The organism is Agrobacterium sp. 719_389 (assembly GCF_900188475.1).
In the GTDB taxonomy this organism is placed as follows: Bacteria; Pseudomonadota; Alphaproteobacteria; order Rhizobiales; family Rhizobiaceae; genus Agrobacterium; species Agrobacterium radiobacter.
Map to the genome: position 1 here is coordinate 1 of NZ_FYEM01000013.1, position 23,670 is coordinate 23,670.

At 58.1% G+C, this 23,670-nt stretch carries 20 protein-coding genes; 13 read left to right on the forward strand and 7 right to left on the reverse strand.

Features of this window, described 5'->3' with window-relative positions; translation table 11 throughout:
* A partial coding sequence (locus tag CFB10_RS24150; protein WP_210190111.1) for a hypothetical protein occupies nucleotides 1-318 on the forward strand: 318 nt, incomplete at its 5' end.
* 152 nt (nucleotides 319-470) lie between these two features.
* Here the strand turns inward: CFB10_RS24150 and hutC are convergent.
* Nucleotides 471-1,196: a histidine utilization repressor gene (gene hutC / locus CFB10_RS21030; protein WP_020009240.1), complete on the reverse strand. Its 726-nt coding sequence runs from the start codon at nucleotides 1,194-1,196 to the stop codon at nucleotides 471-473.
* Between the two features lie 51 nt (nucleotides 1,197-1,247).
* A complete protein-coding gene (locus tag CFB10_RS21035) occupies nucleotides 1,248-2,594 on the reverse strand; it encodes a formimidoylglutamate deiminase (protein ID WP_026363411.1) in 1,347 nt (448 codons plus the stop codon).
* A 114-nt stretch (nucleotides 2,595-2,708) separates the two neighbouring features.
* Here CFB10_RS21035 and hutI point away from each other — a divergent pair, with 114 nt between their 5' ends.
* The 5 genes from hutI to CFB10_RS21060 all read left to right on the forward strand — a co-directional run bounded on the left by hutI (nucleotide 2,709) and on the right by CFB10_RS21060 (nucleotide 8,628).
* On the forward strand, nucleotides 2,709-3,968 hold the full coding sequence (hutI, locus tag CFB10_RS21040) for an imidazolonepropionase (protein ID WP_020009238.1): 1,260 nt from the start codon (nucleotides 2,709-2,711) through the stop codon (nucleotides 3,966-3,968).
* On the forward strand, nucleotides 3,965-5,509 hold the full coding sequence (hutH, locus tag CFB10_RS21045) for a histidine ammonia-lyase (protein WP_020009237.1): 1,545 nt from the start codon (nucleotides 3,965-3,967) through the stop codon (nucleotides 5,507-5,509). Before hutI ends, hutH begins: the two co-directional genes overlap by 4 nt.
* A gap of 1 nt (nucleotide 5,510) precedes the next feature.
* On the forward strand, nucleotides 5,511-6,311 hold the full coding sequence (gene hutG / locus CFB10_RS21050) for an N-formylglutamate deformylase (protein ID WP_020009236.1): 801 nt from the start codon (nucleotides 5,511-5,513) through the stop codon (nucleotides 6,309-6,311).
* Nucleotides 6,312-6,322: 11 nt separating this feature from the next.
* Nucleotides 6,323-7,996, forward strand: a complete 1,674-nt coding sequence (gene hutU, locus CFB10_RS21055; protein ID WP_020009235.1) for a urocanate hydratase — start codon at nucleotides 6,323-6,325, stop codon at nucleotides 7,994-7,996.
* 62 nt (nucleotides 7,997-8,058) lie between these two features.
* Complete coding sequence (locus tag CFB10_RS21060; RefSeq protein WP_020009234.1) at nucleotides 8,059-8,628, forward strand: HutD family protein; 570 nt, start codon at nucleotides 8,059-8,061, stop codon at nucleotides 8,626-8,628.
* Nucleotides 8,629-8,686: 58 nt separating this feature from the next.
* Here CFB10_RS21060 and CFB10_RS21065 read toward each other — a convergent pair whose 3' ends face one another.
* The 4 genes from CFB10_RS21065 to CFB10_RS21080 form a co-directional block, all read right to left on the reverse strand.
* Nucleotides 8,687-10,165, reverse strand: coding sequence for a M81 family metallopeptidase (locus CFB10_RS21065; RefSeq protein WP_020009233.1), 1,479 nt, complete (start codon nucleotides 10,163-10,165; stop codon nucleotides 8,687-8,689).
* A gap of 71 nt (nucleotides 10,166-10,236) precedes the next feature.
* On the reverse strand, nucleotides 10,237-11,325 hold the full coding sequence (locus CFB10_RS21070) for a D-TA family PLP-dependent enzyme (protein ID WP_026363410.1): 1,089 nt from the start codon (nucleotides 11,323-11,325) through the stop codon (nucleotides 10,237-10,239).
* A 31-nt stretch (nucleotides 11,326-11,356) separates the two neighbouring features.
* Nucleotides 11,357-11,752: a RidA family protein gene (locus CFB10_RS21075; RefSeq protein WP_020009231.1), complete on the reverse strand. Its 396-nt coding sequence runs from the start codon at nucleotides 11,750-11,752 to the stop codon at nucleotides 11,357-11,359.
* 385 nt (nucleotides 11,753-12,137) lie between these two features.
* Entirely contained in the window at nucleotides 12,138-13,523 is a 1,386-nt protein-coding gene (locus CFB10_RS21080) for an FAD/NAD(P)-binding protein (protein WP_026363409.1), read from the reverse strand.
* 434 nt (nucleotides 13,524-13,957) lie between these two features.
* Here CFB10_RS21080 and repA point away from each other — a divergent pair, with 434 nt between their 5' ends.
* From repA to CFB10_RS21110, 6 genes are all read left to right on the forward strand, one after another.
* Nucleotides 13,958-15,172, forward strand: coding sequence for a plasmid partitioning protein RepA (gene repA, locus CFB10_RS21085; protein WP_026363408.1), 1,215 nt, complete (start codon nucleotides 13,958-13,960; stop codon nucleotides 15,170-15,172).
* Entirely contained in the window at nucleotides 15,169-16,179 is a 1,011-nt protein-coding gene (gene repB, locus CFB10_RS21090; RefSeq protein WP_020009228.1) for a plasmid partitioning protein RepB, read from the forward strand. The genes repA and repB overlap by 4 nt, the downstream gene beginning before the upstream one ends.
* Nucleotides 16,180-16,367: 188 nt before the next feature.
* Nucleotides 16,368-17,645, forward strand: coding sequence for a plasmid replication protein RepC (gene repC / locus CFB10_RS21095; RefSeq protein ID WP_081629436.1), 1,278 nt, complete (start codon nucleotides 16,368-16,370; stop codon nucleotides 17,643-17,645).
* 456 nt (nucleotides 17,646-18,101) lie between these two features.
* Nucleotides 18,102-18,314 carry a hypothetical protein gene (locus tag CFB10_RS21100; protein ID WP_026363407.1) on the forward strand — a complete coding sequence of 71 codons (213 nt, stop codon included), beginning with the start codon at nucleotides 18,102-18,104 and terminating at the stop codon, nucleotides 18,312-18,314.
* Between the two features lie 65 nt (nucleotides 18,315-18,379).
* Complete coding sequence (locus tag CFB10_RS21105) at nucleotides 18,380-18,664, forward strand: hypothetical protein (protein ID WP_026363406.1); 285 nt, start codon at nucleotides 18,380-18,382, stop codon at nucleotides 18,662-18,664.
* A gap of 51 nt (nucleotides 18,665-18,715) precedes the next feature.
* The gene (locus CFB10_RS21110; protein ID WP_020009224.1) at nucleotides 18,716-19,915 is read left to right on the forward strand and encodes a low temperature requirement protein A; all 1,200 of its coding nucleotides are present in this window, start codon (nucleotides 18,716-18,718) and stop codon (nucleotides 19,913-19,915) included.
* A 7-nt stretch (nucleotides 19,916-19,922) separates the two neighbouring features.
* Here the strand turns inward: CFB10_RS21110 and CFB10_RS21115 are convergent, their stop codons facing one another.
* Entirely contained in the window at nucleotides 19,923-21,392 is a 1,470-nt protein-coding gene (locus tag CFB10_RS21115; protein ID WP_026363405.1) for a glycosyl transferase family protein, read from the reverse strand.
* Nucleotides 21,393-21,539: 147 nt separating this feature from the next.
* Between CFB10_RS21115 and CFB10_RS21120 the strand changes: the two genes are divergently transcribed.
* Complete coding sequence (locus tag CFB10_RS21120; protein ID WP_026363404.1) at nucleotides 21,540-23,648, forward strand: TonB-dependent siderophore receptor; 2,109 nt, start codon at nucleotides 21,540-21,542, stop codon at nucleotides 23,646-23,648.
* Nucleotides 23,649-23,670: the final 22 nt, after the last annotated feature.

A 23,670-nucleotide genomic window follows, 5' to 3' on the forward strand; every position in this document is an offset into this window, starting at 1 on the left:
CTTGTTCAAAACGTGACCGTCAAAGTCTATTCACTAGGGTCCAAATCTCTCCAGACCCCGCAAGCTTCGCCGCCCACGTTTCTCTTTCTTCTCATATTCAATTGTCAAAAAACAGACCGCATCAAACAGTCACAAAATCAAACCCCAAAAGCATCAAGCCATTGGAAACAAACAAGCATTCAGCTCATCATCCTGATTTCTTTAGAACGAAAGTCGTCGTCGCCAGCAGCGCCGCCGCCCTCGTTCAGTGAGCGGACTTATAAATCCACACCCTCAAACAAGTCAACACAGCAATATCAAAAAAATCAAGAAATGTGACAGATTACTGATTCTAAAAGAGAATTTGAGATTTATCGTACAGATTAACGGATTTTAACGACTTTCGGCCATGCGAACGGAAAGCAGGACAAGTCTCTCCCTGTATAGGGTTTCCATTTCGCGATTAAAGGATGCGGGCGACCTTGCGGATATCAGTCGGAAGACGGGCTGAAACGGGCCACAAGGGCATGCGCATTGCCGGGATAGGTGAAGCGCACATAGGTCACGGCGCCGGAATTGCTCCAGGTACGACGTTCGACCACCAGGCAGGCCTGCCTGTCGGAGATGCCGAGCAGGCGTGCGATCTCTTTCGACGGCGCCTCGGCGCTGATCCGATGTTCGGCAGTGCTCCACGGGACATGGCCGAGCAGCCAGGGCCCCGGCGCAATTTCGGTAAAGTCGGTTTCAGCCGCTTCCGGCACCGCCGTCAGACTGATGAGACGCTGCTCGACACAGAATTCGCGCGCACCGGCGAAATGGATGCAGAGAATCTCGAGCAATGACGTGCCGACGGAAACGTCGAGGCGCTCACGATCCCCGCTTTTGGCGCTGCGCCCTTTGCGCTCCAGGATCTTGAAGCCATATTCGAGGCCAAGGGATTCGACTTCCGCCCCGATGTCATGAATTTGCAGGACTGCAGACTGGATCTGCGGCTGGCGAACGAAACTGCCGGATTTCTTGCGGCGCTCAATCAAGCCGGCCTTGGCGAGCTGGCCCATGACCTTGTTCACCGTCATGCGCGAACAGTGATACTGATCGGCGAGGTCTACCTCGAAAGGCAGCCGGTGGCCCGGCGGCCATTCTCCTGAAACGATCCGGCCCTCGATGTCGCTGAGGATGCGCTGGTGCAGGGTTTGCCCGGCCGATGCTTTCGTCACGTCCGCAATGCCTTTCCCTACTGGCTTTTTCCCGTTTCTACCGAGCCCATATCAGCTATCGAGAAGTTCGGCCATGACCTTGTTGAAGCGATCGGATATTTCACGGCGGTGGATATGCCGGCCGGCTTGCACGCGCTTTTTGCCGCGCATCCAAACGGAATCGACGCCAACACCACCGGCAAATATCCATTGATCGAGAATCTGGGATATCGGAAGATAAGAAACGGCGGAAACATCAAGAGCGACAAAATCCGCACTTTTCCCGCTTTCCAGACCATTTGGCGACGCCAGAGCCCTGCCGCCGCCTTCGAGCGCCTGCCGGAAGAGTTTTTCTCCCGTGGAATGGCCGGCATCGGCAATGACATTACGCGCCCGACGCGAGAGGCGCTGTGAATATTCGAGGGTTCGCAGTTCTTCCGGCACGGAAATCAGAATGTTGGAATCGGATCCGACGCCGTAATGGCCGTTTTCACCGAGAAAAGCCGGAGCCGGGAAGATGCCGTCGCCAAGATTGGCTTCGGTGATCGGGCAGAGACCGGCAACGGCGCCGCGTTTCGCCATATGCCGCGTTTCGTTTTCCGTCATATGTGTCGCATGGATAAGGCACCAGCGATCATCGACCGGCGCGTTTTCAAGCAGCCATTCCACCGGTCTCGCACCGGAAAAGGCAAGTGAATCGTCCACTTCCTTCGTTTGTTCCGCCACATGAATATGGATTGGCCCACCCTTTGCCAGCGGCTCGATGGCTGCCAGCTCGTCGCCGGTTACGGCACGCAGGCTGTGTGGCGCGATGCCGAGGGCCGCACCCGGCAATTTGTCCAGCACGGCCTGTGCGCCCTGCATCAGCTTTCCATAACTGTCGAGCGAATGGATGAAGCGTTTCTGTCCATCGATCGGAGCCTGGCCGCCAAAACCGGAATGGGCATAAAAGACCGGCAGCAAGGTGAGGCCGATGCCCGTCTGCGACGCGGCCGCGCCGATGCGTTCGGCCATTTCGGCGATATTGCCGTAATGCGAACCATCCCTGTCATTATGCAGATAGTGAAATTCGCCGACCCGGCCGAAACCGGCCTCCAGCATTTCCATATAGAGCTGGGCGGCAACGGCCTCGATATGGTCAGGCGTCATGGAGAGTGCGAATTTATACATGACAGTGCGCCAGCTCCAGAAACTGTCGTCACCCGGGCCGCGGATTTCGGCAAGCCCCGCCATGGCCCGCTGAAAGGCGTGGCTGTGGAGATTGGGCATGGCTGGAACGATGACGGCGTGACGCTCATCCTGCGGCTGCGGGGAAACACCGGTTTCGACGGATGAAATAATGCCGTCATCGCAGATGATGCGAACATCCTTCGCCCATCCGTCCCCCAGAAGCGCTGCGCCCGCGTGAATTGCCGTCATGCCACCCTCTCCTTTGGTTCTGTCCGGCAAGGCCATTTCAAACACGAAAATGCAGCTTGCCAAGCCAATTATTATGTATATACATTTAACTCACAAAGGAAAGGCGAAAAGCAAATGCCAGGGAACAAATCTGCAAACGGAACGGCGACGGGCAACGCCACGGCTTTGTGGCGCAACGCCCGGCTGGCAACCTTCAATGCCGACATGGATGGCATCGGCGCCGTCGAAAACGCCGCGATTGCCGTGCGTAACGGCCGCATCGCCTTTGCCGGTCCTGAAAACGACCTGCCCGCCGATATGGCGACAGCCGATGAGACCACCGATTGCGGCGGCCGCTGGATCACCCCTGCCCTGATCGACTGCCATACACATCTTGTCTTCGGCGGCAATCGGGCCATGGAATTCGAGATGCGTTTGAATGGTGCGACCTATGAGGAGATCGCCAAAGCGGGCGGCGGCATCGTTTCTTCGGTGCGCGATACGCGTGCGCTTTCGGAAGAGGTTCTGGTGGCGCAGGCGCTTCCGCGCCTCCACACCCTTCTTTCCGAAGGCGTTTCCACAGTCGAAATCAAATCCGGTTACGGTCTCGACATCGAAACCGAACTGAAGATGCTGCGCGTCGCGCGCAGGCTTGAAAAATTGCGGCCTGTGCGCATCGTCACCAGCTATCTCGCCGCCCATGCCACACCTGCAGACTATAAGGGCCGTAACGCCGATTATATTAGCGACGTTGTTCTGCCGGGGCTGGAAAAAGCCCATGCGGAAGGACTGGCGGATGCGGTTGACGGCTTCTGCGAAGGCATCGCCTTTTCCGTCGAGGAGATCGATCGGGTTTTCAAGGTTGCAAAACAGTATGGCCTTCCGGTCAAGCTGCATGCCGAGCAGCTTTCCAACCTTGGCGGTTCCGAGCTTGCGGCATCCTATAATGCGCTTTCGGCCGATCACCTCGAATATCTTGATGAGGCCGGCGCGAAGGCGCTGGCGGAAGCGGGAACCGTGGCCGTGCTTCTTCCCGGCGCCTTTTATGCGCTGCGCGAAAAGCAGCTGCCGCCGGTACAGGCGCTGCGCGATGCCGGAGCCGACATTGCGCTCGCAACAGACTGCAACCCCGGAACATCGCCGCTCACCTCCCTGCTGCTGACGATGAATATGGGCGCCACGCTTTTCCGCATGACCGTGGAAGAGTGCCTGACGGCGACGACACGCAATGCGGCAAAGGCGCTCGGCCTGCTTGCGGAAACCGGCACGCTGGAGGCCGGAAAATCGGCTGATTTCGCCATCTGGGACATCGAGCGCCCGGCCGAGCTTGTCTATCGCATCGGTTTTAATCCGCTCCACGCCCGTATTTTCAAGGGACAGAAGGTTTCCTCATGACCATAAAAGCCATCACCCTTCATCCAGGCGCCGTGACGCTTGCCGAGCTTTCCACCATCTACTGGGAAAACGGCACGGCAAAGCTCGATCGCAGCTTCGATGCCGGCATTGAAAAGGCAGCGGCTCGCATCGCGGAGATTGCTGCCGGCAATGCGCCGGTCTACGGCATCAATACCGGTTTCGGCAAACTTGCTTCCATCAAGATCGACGCGGCCGATGTGGCGACGCTGCAGCGCAATCTCATCCTGTCGCATTGCTGCGGGGTCGGCGCAGCGCTTCCTGAAAATATCGTGCGGCTGATCATGGCGCTGAAGCTGGTTTCGCTCGGCCGCGGCGCATCCGGCGTGCGGCTGGAACTGGTGCGGCTGATTGAAGCCATGCTTGAGAAGGGTGTCATTCCCGTCATTCCCGAAAAGGGTTCTGTCGGCGCTTCCGGCGATCTCGCGCCGCTTGCCCATATGGCAGCGGTGATGATGGGCGAAGGCGAGGCCTTTTATGAGGGAGCGCTTCTGCCCGCCGGCCAAGCGCTTGCGAAAGCCGGATTGACCCCTGTTGTGCTTGCCGCCAAGGAAGGGCTTGCACTTATCAACGGCACACAGACCTCGACGGCGCTGGCGCTCGCCGGTCTTTTCCGCGCCCATCGCGCGGCACAGGCGGCGCTTGTCACCGGCGCGCTTTCCACCGATGCCGCTATGGGGTCGTCTGCCCCTTTCCATCCCGATATTCACAGCCTGCGCGGCCATAAGGGCCAGATCGACGCGGGAGCGGCGCTTCGTAATCTGCTGGAAGGTTCGGAAATCCGGGTCAGCCATATCGAGGGTGACGAGCGGGTGCAGGACCCCTATTGCATTCGCTGCCAGCCGCAGGTGGATGGCGCCTGCCTCGATCTTCTGCGGCAGGTGGCCCGCACGCTGGAAATCGAAGCCAATGCCGTGACCGACAATCCGCTGGTGCTTTCAGACAATTCCGTCGTCTCCGGCGGCAATTTCCACGCCGAACCTGTGGCATTTGCCGCCGATCAGACGGCGCTCGCCATTTGCGAAATCGGCGCGATCGCCCAGCGTCGCGTGGCGCTTCTGGTCGATCCGGCCCTGTCTTATGGGCTGCCGGCCTTTCTTTCCAAGAAGCCTGGGCTGAATTCGGGCCTGATGATCGCCGAAGTCACCTCCGCCGCGCTGATGAGTGAGAACAAGCAGATGGCGCATCCGGCCTCTGTCGATTCGACGCCGACCTCCGCCAATCAGGAAGACCATGTGTCCATGGCCTGCCACGGCGCGCGACGCCTGCTGCCAATGACGGACAATCTTTTTGCCATCCTTGGCATTGAAGCGCTTTCGGCCATTCAGGGTGTGGAGTTGCGCGGTCCGCTGAAAACCAGCCCCGAATTGCAGAAGGTGATTGCCGCGCTGCGCGCCACGATCCCATCGCTGGAAGAAGACCGTTATATGGCGCCGGACCTGAAGGCGGCGGCGGAACTGATCGCTTCCGGCGCTCTGATCTCGACGATCTCGGGCGGCATTCTGCCGAAGCTGGAGGTTTGAGATGCGTGTCTTTGACATCAATGAAGGTTCATCGCCGATCATTCTCGGGCTACCCCACACCGGCACGAATGTGCCGGCGGATATATGGCAACGCCTGAACGACAATGGCAAATTGCTGGCCGATACCGACTGGCATATTCACGATCTCTATGCGGATCTGATCCCGGAAGCGACGACAGTGCGTGCCGCCTTTCATCGGTACGTGATCGACGCCAACCGCGACCCGGCCGGGGTGAGCCTTTATCCGGGCCAGAACACAACAGGGCTTGTTCCGGAGACCGATTTCGACGGGAAGCCGATCTGGAATGAAGGGCAGGAGCCCGCTCAGGACGATATCGCATACCGTCTGGAAACCTTTCATGCGCCCTATCACGCAGCTCTCGCGGCGGAAATCGAGCGGGTGAAGGCCATCCACGGCATCGCCATTCTCTATGATTGCCATTCGATCCGTTCGCATATTCCCTTCCTGTTTGAAGGCAAGCTGCCGGATTTCAATATCGGCACGGATATGGGCACAACTTGCGACCCGGCGATCGAAAAAATCGCTGTCGAAGCGACCGCCGCTGCAGAGGGTTACGACAGCATTCTGAACGGTCGTTTCAAGGGCGGCTGGACGACGCGCCATTACGGAAAACCGCAGAACCGCGTGCACGCCATCCAGATGGAGCTGGCGCAGTCCACCCATCTTCAAAGCGAGACGCCGCCTTTCGCCTATGACGCGGGCAAGGCCGACCGGCTTCGCTCCCATCTCAAAACCATTCTCACGCGCATGGAAAAATTTGCGCTCGACACGAAACGATAAGGGGAAAACACATGAACAATCCACGCCATAATATTCGTGAAGTCCGCGCACCACAGGGCAATGAACTCAATGCCAAAAGCTGGATGACGGAAGCGCCGCTGCGCATGCTGATGAACAATCTCGACCCCGATGTCGCCGAGCGCCCGCATGAGCTGGTGGTTTATGGCGGTATCGGGCGCGCTGCCCGTACCTGGGACGATTTCGACCGCATCGTTGCGACGCTGAAAGATCTGAACGAGGATGAAACCCTCATCGTGCAGTCGGGCAAGCCGGTCGGTGTATTCCGCACCCACAAGGATGCGCCGCGCGTCCTGATCGCCAATTCCAACCTCGTGCCGCACTGGGCGAACTGGGATCACTTCAACGAACTGGATAAGAAGGGCCTTGCCATGTACGGCCAGATGACGGCCGGTTCGTGGATCTATATCGGTACGCAGGGCATTGTGCAGGGCACCTATGAGACCTTCGTCGAGGCCGGTCGTCAGCACTATGACGGCAACCTGAAGGGCAAATGGATCCTGACCGGCGGTCTCGGCGGCATGGGAGGCGCACAGCCGCTCGCCGCCGTCATGGCGGGCGCCTGCTGCCTTGCCGTCGAATGCGATGAAACCCGCGTCGATTTCCGCCTGCGTACCCGTTATGTCGATGCGAAGGCGCATACGCTCGATGAGGCGCTGGCGCTGATCGACCAATGGACCAAGGCGGGCGAGGCGAAATCCGTCGGCCTGATCGGCAATGCGGCGGAAATCTTTCCGGAACTGGTCCGTCGCGGCGTCCGCCCCGATATTGTTACCGACCAGACCTCGGCGCATGATCCCGTCCATGGTTACCTTCCGGCCGGATGGACGGTTGCCGAATGGCGCGCCAAGCAGGAAAGCGACCCGAAGGCCGTTGCCGCCGCAGCGCGCGCCTCGATGAAGGTGCATGTTCAGGCCATGGTCGATTTCTGGAACGCTGGCGTTCCGACACTCGATTACGGCAACAATATCCGCCAGGTCGCCAAGGATGAGGGGCTGGAAAACGCTTTCGCCTTCCCGGGCTTCGTGCCGGCCTATATCCGCCCGCTGTTTTGCCGCGGCATCGGCCCGTTCCGCTGGGCGGCCCTGTCGGGTGATCCGGAAGACATCTACAAGACCGACGCCAAGGTGAAGGAACTGCTGCCTGACAACAAGCACCTGCACAATTGGCTGGACATGGCGCGCGAGCGCATCGCATTCCAGGGCCTGCCGGCGCGTATTTGCTGGGTCGGCCTTGGCGACCGCCATCGTCTTGGGCTTGCCTTCAATGAAATGGTGAAGAACGGCGAGCTGAAGGCGCCTGTTGTCATTGGCCGCGACCATCTGGATTCCGGCTCCGTCGCCTCGCCCAACCGCGAAACCGAAGCCATGAAGGACGGCTCGGACGCCGTTTCCGACTGGCCGCTCCTCAATGCGCTGCTCAACACCGCATCCGGCGCGACCTGGGTTTCGCTGCATCACGGCGGCGGTGTCGGCATGGGCTTCTCGCAGCATTCCGGCATGGTCATCTGCGCGGATGGCACCGACGATGCGGCCCGCCGACTGGAGCGCGTGCTCTGGAACGACCCGGCGACCGGCGTGATGCGCCATGCCGATGCCGGTTACGACATCGCCGTGGAATGCGCCAGAGAACAGGGCCTGCGCCTGCCCGGCATCCTCGGCAATTGATCCTGCCACGGCCGGAAATGGGGAACACCTTTTCCGGCCGCTTCTCTTAGAAGTGAACGACCATGACCCTGCTGCGCGCGAGCGACTACAAGCGAATGCCCTGGAAAAACGGCGGCGGCGAGACCGTGGAAATCGCCATCTTTCCGCCCGGCTCTTCCGTCGATGATTTCGACTGGCGTATCAGCATGGCGACGGTCGCAAGCGATGGGCCGTTTTCGATCTTTCCCGGTATAGACCGCACCCTCGCCATTCTTGAGGGAAACGGCATGGCTCTGGAAATTGCGGCCGCCGATCCGCTGCTGCTGACCATGGAGAGCGCGCCCCTGCCCTTTCCGGCCGATGTTCCCGTCAATGCGACCCTACCCGACGGCGCGATCACCGATCTGAACGTCATGACCCGTCGTTCGACCTTTCGCCATGTCGTCATGAGGCGCTCGGGTCTGTTTGCGGGGAAAGCAGACGGAAACACGACGCTTGTCCTGGCGCTCGATCCGCTGATGGTTTCGACCGGTGACAGCAAGGACCGGCTGGGGAAGCTGGATGGTCTGCTGATCGACGGCGGTTTACAGTTCACCATTGAATCAGATCAAAACGAAAGCGCGTTTTTCCTGATCACGCTTGAGCGTCTCTGAAGCCTTTCCAGAAAAAGGCGTCACAGTTCCGTCCCGATAATGCTCAAACCGCTGCCGCTCAATCCAGACCCAGCGGATCGGCCACCCGTGGCCAAAGCTCGAGGCTCGCCTTGCGATAGGGCGTTTTTGCCGGGTCGGTCGGATAGGACGTCGGGGCCGCGATATAAACGATCTCGGAGGCGACCGGCGCAAACCCCGCATGAAAATGGTTGGTCGACTTGACCAGCAGCACGTCTTTTTTCGCGAAATCGATGCCTAGATTGCAAAAGATATCCGGCTCATAAGTCTGCGTCCGGCTGGTGATGAGGATGATATCGATCTCCGTGCCCAGCGGCCGCACGACAGCGGCGCGGCCGAGCGTGACGCGGCTGTTGCGGAAACTCTGCCAGCCGGCCTCAGCCGTGCGCATTACCTTTATGCGGAAATCGAGCGGCTCGCCGCCCTCAGGGCTGGATTTGCCGCCGATGCGCAGATCGATCTCGGCACCCTCCCCCGCCGCGTGACAGAAAGACACAGCGATCGGGTCCCAGATCGTCGCGACAGCGAAATTGTCCATGCCGCGCCCCACCATGCGCCGCAGAATATGGGTTGCATCACCGGCGACACCGCCGCCCGGATTGTCCCAGATGTCCGATACGACGACCGGCTTCTCCTGATTGTCGCTGCGAATGGCGAGAACCCGGTCGAGACCCGTTTCCGTATCCAGCATCGGCATGGCAGTCAGCTTGCGCATGGCATAGAGTTCGCGGCCGAGCTTTTCGGCCAGCGCGTCACCCTTTGCCCTGTCATTATCGGTGACGACCACGATGCGCGTTCCCATATCCGGTACGTCACCGGCCATGAAACCATGGATGACCGAAATTGACAGGATCCCGTCCCTGCCCTCCATCGCCTTCAACCGGTCGACATAAGAACGCATCGGCTCACGGCTGGTGGGATAAATGGTGATCATGCGGCAATCGAAAGTCGAGATGACCGGTTTGATCTCTCCCCGAAGCGTGCGCAGCGCCATTTCCACCACATGTTCGCCGCGCTCTTCGAAATCCGTATGCGGAAACTCCAGAAACGTCGCCATGATGTCGAGATTTTTGACCCGGAGCGCCGTCAGGTGACTGTGGGGATCGAATTCCGCCGCGATCAGGACATCCGGTCCAACCATCGCGCGGATGCGGGAGAGGAAATCGCCTTCCGGATCGTCATAACCCTGCGCCACCATGGCTCCATGAAGGCCAAGGACCACGGCATTGACGGGCATGGCGGCGGCGAGTTCGGCAAGAATAGTATCCCGCAGCGCTTCATAGGTCTGGCGCTGGATAAGGCCCGCCGGTTCTGCCCAGCAGGAGGTTCCCTCGATCACCGTGAGCCCTTCCGCCTTGCCGCGACGACGCAGGATCGGTACGGGCGAGGAGCAGAGCGTCGGCGTTTCGGGATGCTCGCCCGGCCCGGCATAAAAAGCCGCGCGAAAAGCGTCCATATCCGTCGGCACGGGTGAAAACGTGTTGGTTTCAGTGGCGAGCGACGCCGTGAAGATGCGCATTTTTCCAGATTCTCGTTGCCGGTCTCTGCATTATCGCAGCTCCCGATTCCAATTTAATTAGCCGGGTAACCTTACCAGACGGTGCCGCGCGCTGCGACCTTCTCAACGCGCGTTACGACGCCGTTTCGATGAAAAACCATCCTGTCGAAAAGATTGCTGACGACGCACGTATGGTTAGGCACGACCTTGACCACATCACCTATTTCAGGCCGCCCGGAGGCGCAGCCGGACAGATCGACGACAGCGTGTTCTTCCGAAAGCGAGATGATTTTTGCGCCTTCATAACCTTCGATCAGCCCATAGTCGCTGAAACCCAGGAGATCTGAGGTCAAGGCCTTGGATCCGCTGTCCAGCACGGCCCGATCCGCCGTAGGTCTCGAAACCACGGTGGCGAGAACATGCATGGCGAGATCGCCGGCCGTGCAATGTCCCGCGCGCAGCATCGCCCGATCATTATAGACATAGGTGCCGGCCCGATGTTCGGTCGCGGAAGGAACGAGATGGGCGGAGTAAAAATCGGGCGAACCGCCACTGGAACGCACCGGGCAATCGATACCCCTTGGCGCAAGCGACGCCATGGTCTCGCGAAGGAATTTCTCTACCGTCTCGGCCCCGCCAGGCGCCGGATAGGTCAGAACGCCCTTGAATGTCAGACCGGGGGCCGCAACAATCTTTTCCGCAAGCGCCAATGCCGCTTGCGGCGTCTGCACGCCGCAGCGCTTGCCGCCCGTATCGCATTCGACAAGCACGGCAAGCGGCCTTGCCGCATCGAATGTATCGGCGAGACCGGCAATCGTGACCGCGCTGTCGGCAACCACGCTTAGCCCGTCGATGCGCGCATTCAGCGCTTTCAGCTGCGAAAGCTTTGCCGCGCCGAGAATATTGTAGGTGATAAGGATGTCGTCAAAACCAGCATCCGCGAAAACTTCCGCCTCGCTGACTTTCTGGCAATTAATACCGATCGCACCGGCCTGAAGCTGCTGTTTTGCGACGGCCGGTATCTTGTGCGTCTTGATATGCGGACGGAACGCCTTGCCGTGTTCATCCAGATAGGACTGCGCCCTGAGGATATTGGCACTGAGCCTGTCCTCGTCGATGACAGGCATTGGCGTCGAAATCGCATTGAGTGGTGTGCCCGCATCAGGCCAGGGATAGGTCATCATCTACTCTCAAAAATAGGCAAATTGGGCTTCAAGCCAGCGGCTTATAGGCGATAACGTCCATTTCCACCTTAGCATCGACCATTAGCGGTGATTGCACGGTCGAGCGCGCGGGCGGATGATCGATGAAATATTTCTGGAAAACGGCGTTGAAGCTCGAAAAATCCCGCGCATCATCCAGCCAGACATTGACCTTGACCACATCGGCAAGCGTACAATCCGCCAGCGCCAGAACATCCCTGATATTCGCAACAACCTGCTCGGTCTGCGCCACAATCCCGCCGGTCACGACCTCGCCATCAACAGTTGGCACCTGTCCCGAAACATAAACGAAATCACCGGCGCGAACGGCCTTGGCAAATGGCCGACGCTGCCCGCCAGCCTGACTGTCCGCCGTCTCATACCTTACCAGTTTCTGTTTTTGCATGGGCCCTCGCAAATTATTTTCATAATTTCGGAAATTTTCAGGATTTATAGCTTCTTTTATGATGAACTTCCATAAGCTATGTAAATTATTTAGCAATCCCGGATATTGCCCCGCAAAGACGGCTTTGGTCTTTTACCCCAGTTGACTGCGGGAATGCGCGCCTTGAAGGCAAAAAGCGGTACTTCACAAAAGAACTTTGCTTGCTATCGTACAGACAACCCACGCGGCATTCATCAGCCGTCTCGAATCCGCGAATTCGCGCTTCCAATAAATAGTCAGCATATTATTCAAAGAAAAAGTTTGCCGCGGCTAACATCAAAATAAAGAGACGTCGAGAATGTCTTTTCTAACGGCACCTCCTGCGACTGCCGATTCTTTGGCCGCATCAGCCCTGCGCAGTAACCCGATCGTTCGCGGTCACTCTGTGTGTGATCTCCTGCGCAATCTTCTGCGCCTGCACACGAATATCCGGAACAGCGGTTATCTCCCAGAACCGGCCCGCCGTCAGCGCACCCGCGGCAAAAAGACCGGGCCAGCTTCGTCCATCCGTCCGCAGCAAATGGGAGTGGTCGTCAACTTCGACCCCCAGCCCGAAGGGATCAAGCAAAACAACACCGTCGTCGCGCATGGTCTCAAGAAGGCGTGAATGACCGATGCCAGCTCGCTCCATGCCGGTGCAATTGATGACCCAATCGACCTGCAGCTCCTTCAAGATCTGCGTATGCCTGCGGCGATAGTGAACGGCAATCCCCTCCTGCCGTTCCTCTATGGACCGAAGGTAACCGGCATGAATTTCCAGAATGCCGTCCGAAAGCAAATTCTCGAAAGCACCGGAAACCTCAGGCGCGATACGGTGCCGATGGATATTCCACCAGGGTAAGGCATGCCGAAGAAACCGGCTGCGCTGCGCAGGTGTAAGGCGTTGCCAAAGCAATTGTGTTTTCGGCCGCAAACCATCCATGACGGTACGCCACGGTGCGCCATCGCTGACCTGTTTGCGTAAAGACTGCAGCAACCGGCTGATCTCCGTCGAGACATCGGGCAGATCTGGCTCGGTCGGGGGAGCAGCCGGGCTGACATGCGGATGCGGCGCCAGGCCGCGACGGGATAGAACATGGATCGGACCCTGATGCCCTTTTCCCCGCAGTGTCAGAACCTGGTCTATCATCGTCAGACCCGAACCCAGAATACAGATGCGATCCCCCGCCTTGACTTTGGACAACCATCCCGGCTGCCAGCAGTGACCGATGATACGTTGTGGCCCCTCTTCCTCCCCCGCGACAGTTTGCACCGGCAAACTCGCCGCGCCGACACCGAGACACAACACGACATTCTGCGCGCGCAACTGCTCGCCATTCTCCAGAGCAAAAGAAAATCCACCCTTGCCATCCGGGCGACAGGCCGAAGCCTTAGCCCGAACGAAATCCACCCGCGCCCGTTGCTCCCTGCTCCTCAGCAAGCCTGCCAGCCGGTCACGGAGATAAAGACCATAGTCTCCGCGCGAGGCGAACAGCAGAGGATTCTCCGCTATCCCATTTTCCGTCAACCAGTCGACAAAATCATTGGGTCGGTCAGGGAAGACGCTCATTCTCCCGGCTGGCACATTCAGCCGATGATAGGGAAGCTCGGTACGGTAAGCGGTGCCGCGCCCAAAATCCGATTCATCGCCCACGATAGCGATCGAGGCTTCCGCCGGTAGGGACGATAAAAGATGAGCGGCGGTACAGATGGCCGAGAACCCCGACCCAACGAGAGCGACATCATAGGACATTCATTCCTCCAACCTGCGACAGCTTGAACAGCCAGACGACGGGCGTCGAACCCAACGATACTCTAGTCAATGAGTAGAGATTAAACATCCGCGAATGTCCACCCTTCACTTTTTGCCGCGGGATGATCGGATGTACCGTGGGTCAAAACCAAAAAGTTAGCCGCGGCAAACTTCTGCGCGGGCATACATTCCTTGTGTGAAAAGACGCGATCCGCGCCCGTCTGTCTGATCGTCAGAGCGAAGTTAGCCGCGGCTAACCGTCAAAGCGTCACAAAAAGCAAATGTGATTCTTCCACAATGCCTTAGCGGCACTTTCGCACCTGAGAAAAAAGCCTATTGCACCAAAAAGAGAATCGGCGCTTATATCTCAGTTGCGGAAAAAACCGCCTTTTTCGAAAAAAACCGCTACTGCAATTTCGAGCGAAAGAAGACCGATGACACAGAGTGCCGATCTAAGACGTGCCGCAGGAGCACCCGACCTGACGAGTCTTATACAACAGCATTCGGCTGCGTTGTCAGCCCAATTGCAGGCTCATAATGCAAATACATTTTCTCCCCACACCGAAAAGAGCATGCGCCATTTCTCCCCGGCAGAAACTGCGCGGCTGATCGGTATTGGCGAAGCCTATCTTCGCCAGATCGCCGCCGAACGCCCGGAACTCGATGCAGCGCAGGCCTCCGGCCGCCGCTCCTATTCGGTTGAGGATATGGACGAGATCAGAAAATTCCTTGATCAGGGCGCACGCGGCACACGTCGTTATCTCCCACACCGCCGTGATGGTGAAGAATTGCAGGTCATCGCCGTCATGAACTTCAAGGGCGGTTCTGGAAAAACCACAACGTCTGCGCATCTGGCGCAATATCTGGCGCTGCGCGGTTACCGGGTGCTCGCCATCGATCTCGATCCGCAGGCCAGTCTGTCCGCGCTCTTCGGTCATCAGCCGGAGATCGATGTCGGTCCAAATGAAACCCTCTATGGCGCCATCCGTTATGATGACGAACGCCGGCCGATCGCTGAAATCGTTCGCGGCACCTACATTCCCAATCTCCATATCGTTCCGGGCAATCTGGAACTGATGGAATTCGAACACGACACGCCCCGCGCTCTGATGCGTCGCGCGCCCGGCGATACACTGTTCTTTGCCCGTATCGGCCAGGCGATCGCCCAGGCGCAGAACTTCTATGATGTCGTCGTCATCGATTGCCCGCCGCAGCTTGGCTATCTGACGCTTTCGGCGCTGACCGCCGCCACATCGGTTCTCGTCACCGTACATCCGCAAATGCTGGATGTGATGTCGATGAACCAGTTCCTTGCCATGACCGGCGATCTTCTCGCTGAAATCGGCAGGGCGGGCGCACGTTCTGACTATAACTGGATGCGTTATCTGATTACCCGCTTTGAACCGAGTGACGGTCCGCAGAACCAGATGGTCGCCTTCCTGCGCTCGATTTTCGGTGAAAACGTCCTCATCCACCCGATGCTGAAGAGCACGGCCGTCTCGGATGCCGGACTGACCAACCAGACACTTTTCGAAGTGGAAAGAACCCAGTTCACCCGGTCCACCTATGACCGTGCGCTGGAAGCCATGAACAACGTAAACGCTGAAATCGAAGGACTGATTAAAAAAGCGTGGGGTAGGGCAGCATGAGCAGAAAACAGATATTCGCCAATCTTGGTACTCCGGCCGCCGACAGCAATGAGACCGCATCCGAGCGGTCGCGTCCGCGTATCAGGCCCATCCTTGGCTCTCCGGAACTCGTGACCGATGTTCTGAATTCCCCGGTGGGAATGATCGGCCAGTCGCTCAGCGAGGTATCGGAACGCGCCAAGCGTGCGGAAGAGATCGAAAGGCAGCTCGCAGAAGGTCTCACGATCGTTTCGCTCAATCCTGCCGATATCGATCCTTCCTTCATACCCGATCGCATGCCAGCCTCCGAAGAGGCGGATGCAGGTCTGGTTGAAGCCATTCGTGAACAGGGCCAGCAGGTTCCCATTCTGGTGCGCCCGCATCCCGAATTCCCCGGCCGTTATCAGGTCGCCTTTGGTCACCGTCGCCTGCGCGCCGTCTCCAGCCTCGGTATTCCGGTCAAGGCCGTCGTACGTGATCTCAGCGATGAGCAGCTCGTCGTTGCCCAGGGACAGGAAAACAACGAGCGTCGGGATCTCACCTATATCGAAAAGGCGCGCTTTGCCCAGAAACTGCAGATACGGTTTCCGCGGGATACGATCATGGCCGCCATGTCGCTGCACAAGGGCGATCTCTCCAACATGCTGTCGGTTGTCGGCCGCATTCCGGAGGATCTTGTCGATCTTATTGGCCCCGCCCCAACTGTCGGCCGTCGTAATTGGATGGACCTCGCCGATCAGCTTTCCTCTTCTCAGGTCAAGGAAGCGGCCCGTGCCTATGTGAGGGATGCCTCGGTTGCTGCCCTGCCATCGGAAGACCGTTTCAAGTCGCTTCTGGATTTCCTGAAGCCCAAGGCGCAGGCAAAAAAAACCGGTGTCTGGTCGTCCGAAACCGGCGGCCGGCTGGCGAAGGTGGTCGAGAGCGACCGCAAGCTGGATATCTCCATCGACAAGAACGAAGCACCGGAATTTGCCGAGTTCGTTCTGGAACATCTTCAAACGCTGTTTGCCGAATACCGGTCCAAGTAGTGAGTTTTAACTCGAACGACTAACAGGAGACGCATCACAAAAGAAAAAAGCCCCCGAACGTTGCCGCGCGGAAGCCTTTCTTTGATTTAAGCACCCGAAGAATCTCATTTCCGCGAATCATAGTCAAGAGTCTTGGCATCGAATTTTTCGGTGAGCGATTTTCTTTTGCCTTGTGAAAGGTGAAAGACATGGACAACACATGTGTAACGACGCCCTTTGGGCGGCGAGCGATGTCGTTTGGCGTCCTCGCGACCCAGTTTGCCGCGCAGAAAAACAAGAAGATCGAAGCGGTCGATAAATGGAAACTCTATCGTTCGGTCTGTGAAGCCCGGCCATTGCTTGGCGTGACCGATCGCTCGCTTGCGGTCCTGAACGCGCTTTTGAGTTTTTATCCCAAGAACGAACTTTCCAGCGAAGCCGGTTTGGTCGTCTTCCCGTCGAATGCGCAATTGTCGCTCCGTGCCCATGGCATGGCCGAACAGACATTGCGCCGGCATCTTTCGGCTCTCGTCGAAGCCGGCCTCATCATTCGCAAGGACAGTCCGAACGGAAAACGATACGCCCGCAAGCACCGGGGAGGGGAAATCAGCGAGGCTTACGGTTTTTCGCTGGCACCGCTTCTTGCCCGCAAAGCGGAAATTGAGGAACTGGCCGCACGTATCGTCAGCGAGCGGCTCGATCTTCAACGGCTTCGTGAAAGCATCAGCCTTTGCCGCCGCGATATCCAGAAACTCTGCGACATGATTGCTGCAAGCGGTCGGATCGAAACCTTCGAAGGGTTTCAGACACGTTACAACGCCATTGCCCGCTCTCTCGGTCGCAATTCCAAACCCGCAGAACTCAAAGAAATCGCCGGTTTTTTGGCTTCTTTGCGTGCGGAAGTGACCAACTATCTGGAAAATATTGAAAAATCAGAAAATTTGGGCGGCAATGACTGCCAAAATGAGCGCCTCATAAAGAATTCAGAATCCGAATCCATATCTAAACGGCGGGATTTGCACGAGCCGGCAGCCGCTGCACCCGCCAGCACGGCAAGCGCCCAGCCAGCATATGCGGCGCCCGTCAGTGCAAAACCTTCGCCACCATCGCCAAAGCCTGTGCTTCATAAGCAATTTTTTGTTCCTGATATTGTTTTGGTTTTGAAGGCTTGCCCTGACATCTCGCTCTATGCCCCAGGCGGAGCGGTTACAAGCTGGCGCGATCTGGAAGTAGCGACATCGGTCATCAAGACCATGTTCAATATCAGCCAGTCCGCCTATCAGGATGCGCTTGCTACATTCGGCCGACAGGGAACGGCAGCCATCCTCGCCTGCCTTCTGCAGAAAGCCGACCAGATAAGTTCGCTGGGCGGGTATCTGCGCAATCTGACCCGTAAGGCGCAGGAAGGCGGCTTCGACATGCAGACAATGCTTCTGGCGCAGTTGAGAGGGCGTAAGGACGCTATGGAGGCGAGCATGCTCTGCTGAGTTAACAGAGCCTGGAAAACGGTCTCAGCTTGCGGAAAAAGCAGACCGAAGTTACATTGACGCCGTTTCCGCAAGAAAAAGAGATTCGCATGAGGTTGCTGACATAAACAGTGCAGCCAAGGGGTTTCTATGGTTAATGCAGGGTAATGAAAACTAACTTCGAATTAGCTTTCGTTTGCGTTTTTCCATGATTGGTTTCAATCGCTTGAGTCACGGATATTTTTCGTCGGAATTGCGCCGACAAGGGCAGAAAGTGCAATCTATATGCACCGATCACCCCCTCAAAGTGGGCATGTAGCACCGGATAAAAAGCATGTCCGGCTGCTGGAAAACCGGGGATGAAATCCACGGGAATGCACACACAGCGGCAATGGGACTTGGGTGGAGGCGGGCGACGTTGAACTTTCCGCAAGGTCCCGCGTTTGCGCTTCATTGCTTAAACGGATGGCTGAGCCGATGAATTTTCCGGACGATATGGAACTGGCCGTCGCTCTCTATATGGCGGACAACGCTTTGCCCCGGGACAGGGCCATTGAAAAGCTGCTAAGGGCGGAGCTCGAAAACGCTGGCCATCTTCCCGGCGGCCAAGGTCGACCGCCCGAAATCATCGACGGGCAACCGAGCGCGGACTATGTCCAATATAGCTCCTACCTTGATGAGGACACCTGAAAGGGGCGGAACCAAAGCGGGCGAGGGCTGTTTATGGCGCAAACAATTGTGCCAGGATGCGTCCCATGTTTCCAAGATCATTTTTTCTCGCAGCCGCGTTCGCCACCATGACCGGGCCGCCAGTAATTGCCCAACCCCTTGAGGTCAGTACGCTCGAGGTTTCCAGGGCGGATAGCACCACACTTCCGCCAAAGGTCTTGGCCCCGAACTACATCACCGATGTTTCGGGAAAAAAGGTTCGTCTGGTCGGGCCGCGTTTTTATCCCGACAGTGCGCGGTCGCTGGAGTTTCCCGGTCGAAAATTGAATCCGGTCGAAGCGGGCGGCGAAGAGATTTTCTCCCAACGGTGAGGCCATTGGTGAGCGGACGTATCGCGACGACCAACATTTGACGGGGATGGCATGAGAGCCAAGGGCGAGACTTATTCACGCAAGGCGGATGGGGAAAGCTGGATAAGGCAGGAGGGCCAGGATGCCGGAAAGGCCAGTTTCCCCGAACTGTTCTTCGATCTAGTCTTCGTTTTCGCGCTGATCCAGCTCTCCCACGCCCTCGCCGAGGATTTTGGGCCGACGGCCGCGCTTGAAGCGGGCATCCTGATATTATCGCTTTGGTGGTTATGGATACACACCACCTGGATTACAAACCTGCTGAACACAGAAAAGGAGCCGGTCAGGATTCTGCTGTTTATCCTGATGTTCGGTGGCGTTTTGCTCGCCATCGCGCTGCCGGAGGCTTTTGCGGAACAGGGCCTAGTCTTCGCCCTGATCTACAGCGTGATGCAGGTGGGGCGGAGCCTCTTTGCGCTATTTGCTTTCAAGGACGAAGACCGGCAGTCCTTTCTGGTCTTTGTGCGCGTGACAATCTGGCTCGCGGTATCAAGCCTGTTCTGGCTGGCCGGCGGGCTTGTCGATCTGGCGGATCGCATTCTCCTGTGGGGCATCGCGCTTGCAATCGAATATGCCGGCCCCGCCTGCCGTTATGTCGTACCGGGCTTGGCCTCAAGCGACGAGGACAGGCTACATCTTTCCGGCGAGCATCTGGCGGAGCGATGTGCGCTCTTCGTCATCATCTGTCTTGGGGAAACGATCCTCACCACCGGGCGCACGGCCACGGAATATATGAATTCGGGCCTGACATTCATCGTCTTCTGCTCGGCCTTCGTCAGCACCGTGGCGATGTGGTGGATCTATTTCCATCATGGGCAGGAAGAGGCTTCGCGAAAAGCCGAGAACGCCGAAGAAAAAGCGAAGATTGCCCATAATCTTTTTAACTACGGGCATTTGCCCATTGTAGCCGGCATTATCCTGACGGCAGTAGGTGAGGATTTTAGCCTTTCCCATGCGCGAGAGGGCGCAACGATGCGGGAGGCGATCGCCATTCTCGGCGGTCCCGTCCTGTTTCTGTCCGGCAATATCGGCGTCAAGATTGCCGCCGCCTATCAGCGGCCGGTTTCGCATTTTGCCGGCGTGGCGGCGCTCTGCCTGTTTTTGCCGGTGCCGGGTATTCCGCTTTTTGTGCTGCAGCTGGCAAGCACGGGAATTCTCCTGCTCGTCGCCCTCTGGGAATATCTGGCGCTGAAAAAAGCAGGCAGCAATGCCTGACGGCTAATCACCCATTGGCAAGATTACGCGCCCTGTCGTTCCAGAGCCGAAGGCTGCGCGCATAGGCTTCCTCAAAGGGCAGGGTCATATCATTGACCAGCATCAGCGCGATAGCGGCGGTGGAAATGATGATGGTTTCGGCTCTTTCGTCCCTCGCCGCCCCCGTCCAGACCGCCCGCCAATATTCAAAGGTGGTGAACATGGTCGGCATTTCGGCCGGCGGCGCCTCGCGGGCGGGAATGAGGAATTCCACATCCCTGCCCTTTGCAAGGCCAAAAATCCGGGTGGTGCGAAAAGGGGTAAATTGCGCAAAATCCCGCGTATTCCCGAGAATGGCGAGGTTTTCCACCGAAAGCAGCCGCGCCGTGTCCCGGTGAAGTTCCTGATAGGATGGCCGGGCGACGCCGATGATAGTGCTTCGGGCGCGAAGCGGGTTGAGAAGATGGACGACCGTGTTGAGCGGCAGGCGCATCTCCAGAATGCCATGCAGGCCGAGCAGGCTTTGAAACTGTAAAGACAGACCGCCGATCGGCAGATAGGCGATCCGTTCCGAGGATGTGGCTTTCGCCGCCTGCGAAAGCGAGTGGCAAAGGGGAATGCCGCAGGCCTGTGCGGCAAGTTCAAGCTTGCCGCCATTTTCGCCCTGGCCCACATGGCCGTGCAACAGAACGCTGTATCCCGCCATGGAAACCAGACGGGCGGAATGCAGGAACCACGGCGCATCGCGATGTTTGGGCGACATGTAGGCCGGCCAGTCGAGATCCGCCGCTGCCGGCCCCTGCCGATCTCTTTCGATATGTCGCCACATGGCCTCGATGAAACCGGCAAGTTCGGCCGCGGTCACACCTCGATAATGCATGGTGGCGAGCAGCGCGCCGATCTGTATGGGATCGGCATCGCCCTCGAGAATGATCGACAGCGCATCCCTCGCCTCGTCTTGGGCGAGTGGCCGGCTGTTGCCGATGCCCATTGCCGAGGTCGCGATATATTTGGCAAGCCGGTGCTGCGGATCGGAATTGTGTCCGATGCGGGCGAGACGGTCGGCAATATTTTCCGGTGTCGGCTGGCCTTCGAGAAGAACGCTGGGGCGAAGCGAAAGTGGCGGCGCCTTCATCAATACCGGCTGTTCCCAACCGCTTTTATCGAGGGCGGCCGGCGCCTCCGGTCTGTCCTGCGAATAGTCGATCAGATTTTCGGCCTCCGCCGCCAGCGATCGAATGCGCAGCCGCATATTCTCCGCAAAGGGGGTAGGGCGCAGGCCCTGGCCAGTACGCAAAAAAAGCTGGTCTCCGTATCTCTCCCGGAGCTGCTGCAGGATGCGACTCATCGAAGATGTCGGCAGTCCCATGCCCGCAGCAGCGCGGCTGACACTGCCTTCCCGCAACAACGCATCAAAAGCGACAAGTAATTTCAGCTGTCCAAGCCTGTCGGGTTTTGTCGTGGAGGCTGGTTCTTCTTTTCTCTTGCCGGTTGTCATTTTGCGATTTTTTTACTCCGCCGCTCATTCGGGGAGCCCTTTTTGCAATTTCTGGAATTTAGAACTGTTCGAAAACAAACGCGTTGCGCCCGCACCCCCTCCTAAATAAGTGGGGTTAAATTCTCAAGTTAAATGCGGGGGCGTAACATGGAATTGAAGTACCGCGGTCAGAACAGAGCTGCGACAATAATAAAGACCGGTGTTTCTGCAGCAATGGCTGGCACGGCTTTGAGCCTTGCTCTGCCGGCATTTGCGCAGCAGGCGTCCGAGGGAACCACGGTTCTTCAGCAGATTGTGGTCACCGCATCCGGCTTCGAGCAGAATGTGAAGGATGCTCCGGCCAGCATCACGGTTGTCACGCGGGAAGATCTGGAAAAGGGCTCCTACCGCGATCTGACCGATGCCCTGCGCGAAGTTCAGGGCGTGTCCGTCACCGGCATTGCCAATGAAAAGGATATTTTCATTCGCGGATTGCCCGGCGCCTACACGCTCGTTCTGGTTGACGGCAAGCGGCAGAGCACACGCGATGCCCGAACCAACGGTAATTCCGGCTTCGAACAGAGTTTCGTGCCGCCGGTATCGGCGATCGAACGCATCGAAGTGGTGCGTGGGCCGATGTCCTCGCTTTACGGTTCGGATGCCATGGGCGGCGTCATCAACATTATCACCCGTAAGGTTGGCGATGTCTGGTCCGGCTCGGTCACCACCGAAGGCACGGTTCAGCAACATTCCAAGTTCGGTAATAGCGGCCAGGTCTCCTGGTATGCAAACGGACCGATCCTGAAGGACCAGCTCGGCCTGCAGGTCTGGGGCAGGGGCTTCACGCGCGGCGAAGACGGTATTCTGAACGGCACCACGGGCGCCAAGGAATATGATTTTAACGGCCGCCTGACATTCACGCCGAATGAAGACCACGACATCTATCTCGAAGGCGGCAAGACGCGGCTGCGTCGCGACGCCGAACCCGGCGAGACGCTGGCGGCGACCGACGCCAACGGCACCTACAATACCAATACGCGTGACCACTGGTCCCTGTCGCATACCGGCCGCTGGGGGCCGACCACATCCGAATTCTCGTTCCAGCAGGAATGGGCGGAGCGCACCAACTTCACCAGAAATATCCGCACGGGCCGCGTGACCGAAAACCCGCGCTCGCCGCAGGTGCGCAACACCGTTCTCGACGGCAAGTTCACCACGCCCTTCGAATTGTTCGGCAACCACACGCTGGTCACAGGCGGACAATATTTCGAGGCGCGGCTGACGGACCAGAACCCGGGACGCCGCACCGGTCGCGACGAGACATTTTCGGCGACGCAATGGGCGCTCTTCCTCGAGGATGAATGGCGCATTGTCGATAATTTCGCGCTGACGGGCGGTCTTCGTCTCGATAATCACGAGAAGTATGGCAATCATTTCAGCCCGCGCCTTTATGGCGTCTGGAGTGCAACCGAAGATCTGACCATCAAGGGCGGCATTTCCACCGGTTTCCGCGCCCCGGAAATCCGCCAGATCGCGCCGGGTTATGCTTATACGACGGGCGGCGGCGGCTGCAGCTATGGTCCGAGCGGCACCTGCGGCGTGATCATCGGTGATCCCAACCTCGAAGCGGAAAAGAGCACGAGCTATGAAGTCGCTGCCCTTTGGGACAATGGCGACGTCGCTCTTGGGGCCACCTATTTCTACACCGATTTCAAGGACAAGATCTCCAACGCGCTGGTGCTCAATCCGGATGGGACGCCGGCCCGCTGGAGCGAAGACCGCAACTATCGTCTCTGGTATAACTACAACATCGACGATGCGGTCATTCAGGGTGTGGAGCTGACGGCGACCTGGTATGCGACGCCGGAACTGACGCTGCGCGGCAACTATACCTATACGCATTCCGAACAGAAGACCGGTGACTATGAAGGCTTCCCGCTGGCGCGGACACCTGAACATATGGCCAATCTGCGCGGCGACTGGGTGACCCCAATCGATGGTCTGGAAGCCTGGGCCTCGCTGAATTACCACGGATCGGAAATCAATGCCGGCCCGCGCATCGGCACGAACGGCACGCCGGTGACGATCAATGGCAAGGCCGGTCGCAAATATGACGCCTACACCACGCTGGACATCGGGGCGAAATATGCGGTCGCCGAAAATGTCGACCTCAATGCCGCCATCTACAATGTCTTCGACAAGGATGTCGGCACCGATGATTTCAACACCGTCATGGAAGGCCGCCGTTTCTGGATCAGCATGACAGCCAAGTTCTGATCTGGACACAGTCACAGAGATT

Excerpts from the sequence above, each read along its gene's own strand:
- CFB10_RS21100 (WP_026363407.1), top strand. The coding sequence starts at position 18,102 with ATGAATTTTCCGGACGATATGGAACTGGCCGTCGCTCTCTATATGGCG.
- hutI (WP_020009238.1), top strand. The coding sequence starts at position 2,709 with ATGCCAGGGAACAAATCTGCAAACGGAACGGCGACGGGCAACGCCACG.
- CFB10_RS21075 (WP_020009231.1), bottom strand. The coding sequence starts at position 11,752 with ATGCAAAAACAGAAACTGGTAAGGTATGAGACGGCGGACAGTCAGGCT.
- repC (WP_081629436.1), top strand. The coding sequence starts at position 16,368 with ATGGACAACACATGTGTAACGACGCCCTTTGGGCGGCGAGCGATGTCG.
- repB (WP_020009228.1), top strand. The coding sequence starts at position 15,169 with ATGAGCAGAAAACAGATATTCGCCAATCTTGGTACTCCGGCCGCCGAC.
- hutH (WP_020009237.1), top strand. The coding sequence starts at position 3,965 with ATGACCATAAAAGCCATCACCCTTCATCCAGGCGCCGTGACGCTTGCC.
- hutG (WP_020009236.1), top strand. The coding sequence starts at position 5,511 with ATGCGTGTCTTTGACATCAATGAAGGTTCATCGCCGATCATTCTCGGG.
- CFB10_RS21065 (WP_020009233.1), bottom strand. The coding sequence starts at position 10,165 with ATGCGCATCTTCACGGCGTCGCTCGCCACTGAAACCAACACGTTTTCA.
- CFB10_RS21035 (WP_026363411.1), bottom strand. The coding sequence starts at position 2,594 with ATGACGGCAATTCACGCGGGCGCAGCGCTTCTGGGGGACGGATGGGCG.
- CFB10_RS21070 (WP_026363410.1), bottom strand. The coding sequence starts at position 11,325 with ATGACCTATCCCTGGCCTGATGCGGGCACACCACTCAATGCGATTTCG.
- hutU (WP_020009235.1), top strand. The coding sequence starts at position 6,323 with ATGAACAATCCACGCCATAATATTCGTGAAGTCCGCGCACCACAGGGC.
- CFB10_RS21120 (WP_026363404.1), top strand. The coding sequence starts at position 21,540 with ATGGAATTGAAGTACCGCGGTCAGAACAGAGCTGCGACAATAATAAAG.
- CFB10_RS21060 (WP_020009234.1), top strand. The coding sequence starts at position 8,059 with ATGACCCTGCTGCGCGCGAGCGACTACAAGCGAATGCCCTGGAAAAAC.
- CFB10_RS21115 (WP_026363405.1), bottom strand. The coding sequence starts at position 21,392 with ATGACAACCGGCAAGAGAAAAGAAGAACCAGCCTCCACGACAAAACCC.
- CFB10_RS21110 (WP_020009224.1), top strand. The coding sequence starts at position 18,716 with ATGAGAGCCAAGGGCGAGACTTATTCACGCAAGGCGGATGGGGAAAGC.
- CFB10_RS21105 (WP_026363406.1), top strand. The coding sequence starts at position 18,380 with ATGTTTCCAAGATCATTTTTTCTCGCAGCCGCGTTCGCCACCATGACC.
- CFB10_RS21080 (WP_026363409.1), bottom strand. The coding sequence starts at position 13,523 with ATGTCCTATGATGTCGCTCTCGTTGGGTCGGGGTTCTCGGCCATCTGT.
- repA (WP_026363408.1), top strand. The coding sequence starts at position 13,958 with ATGACACAGAGTGCCGATCTAAGACGTGCCGCAGGAGCACCCGACCTG.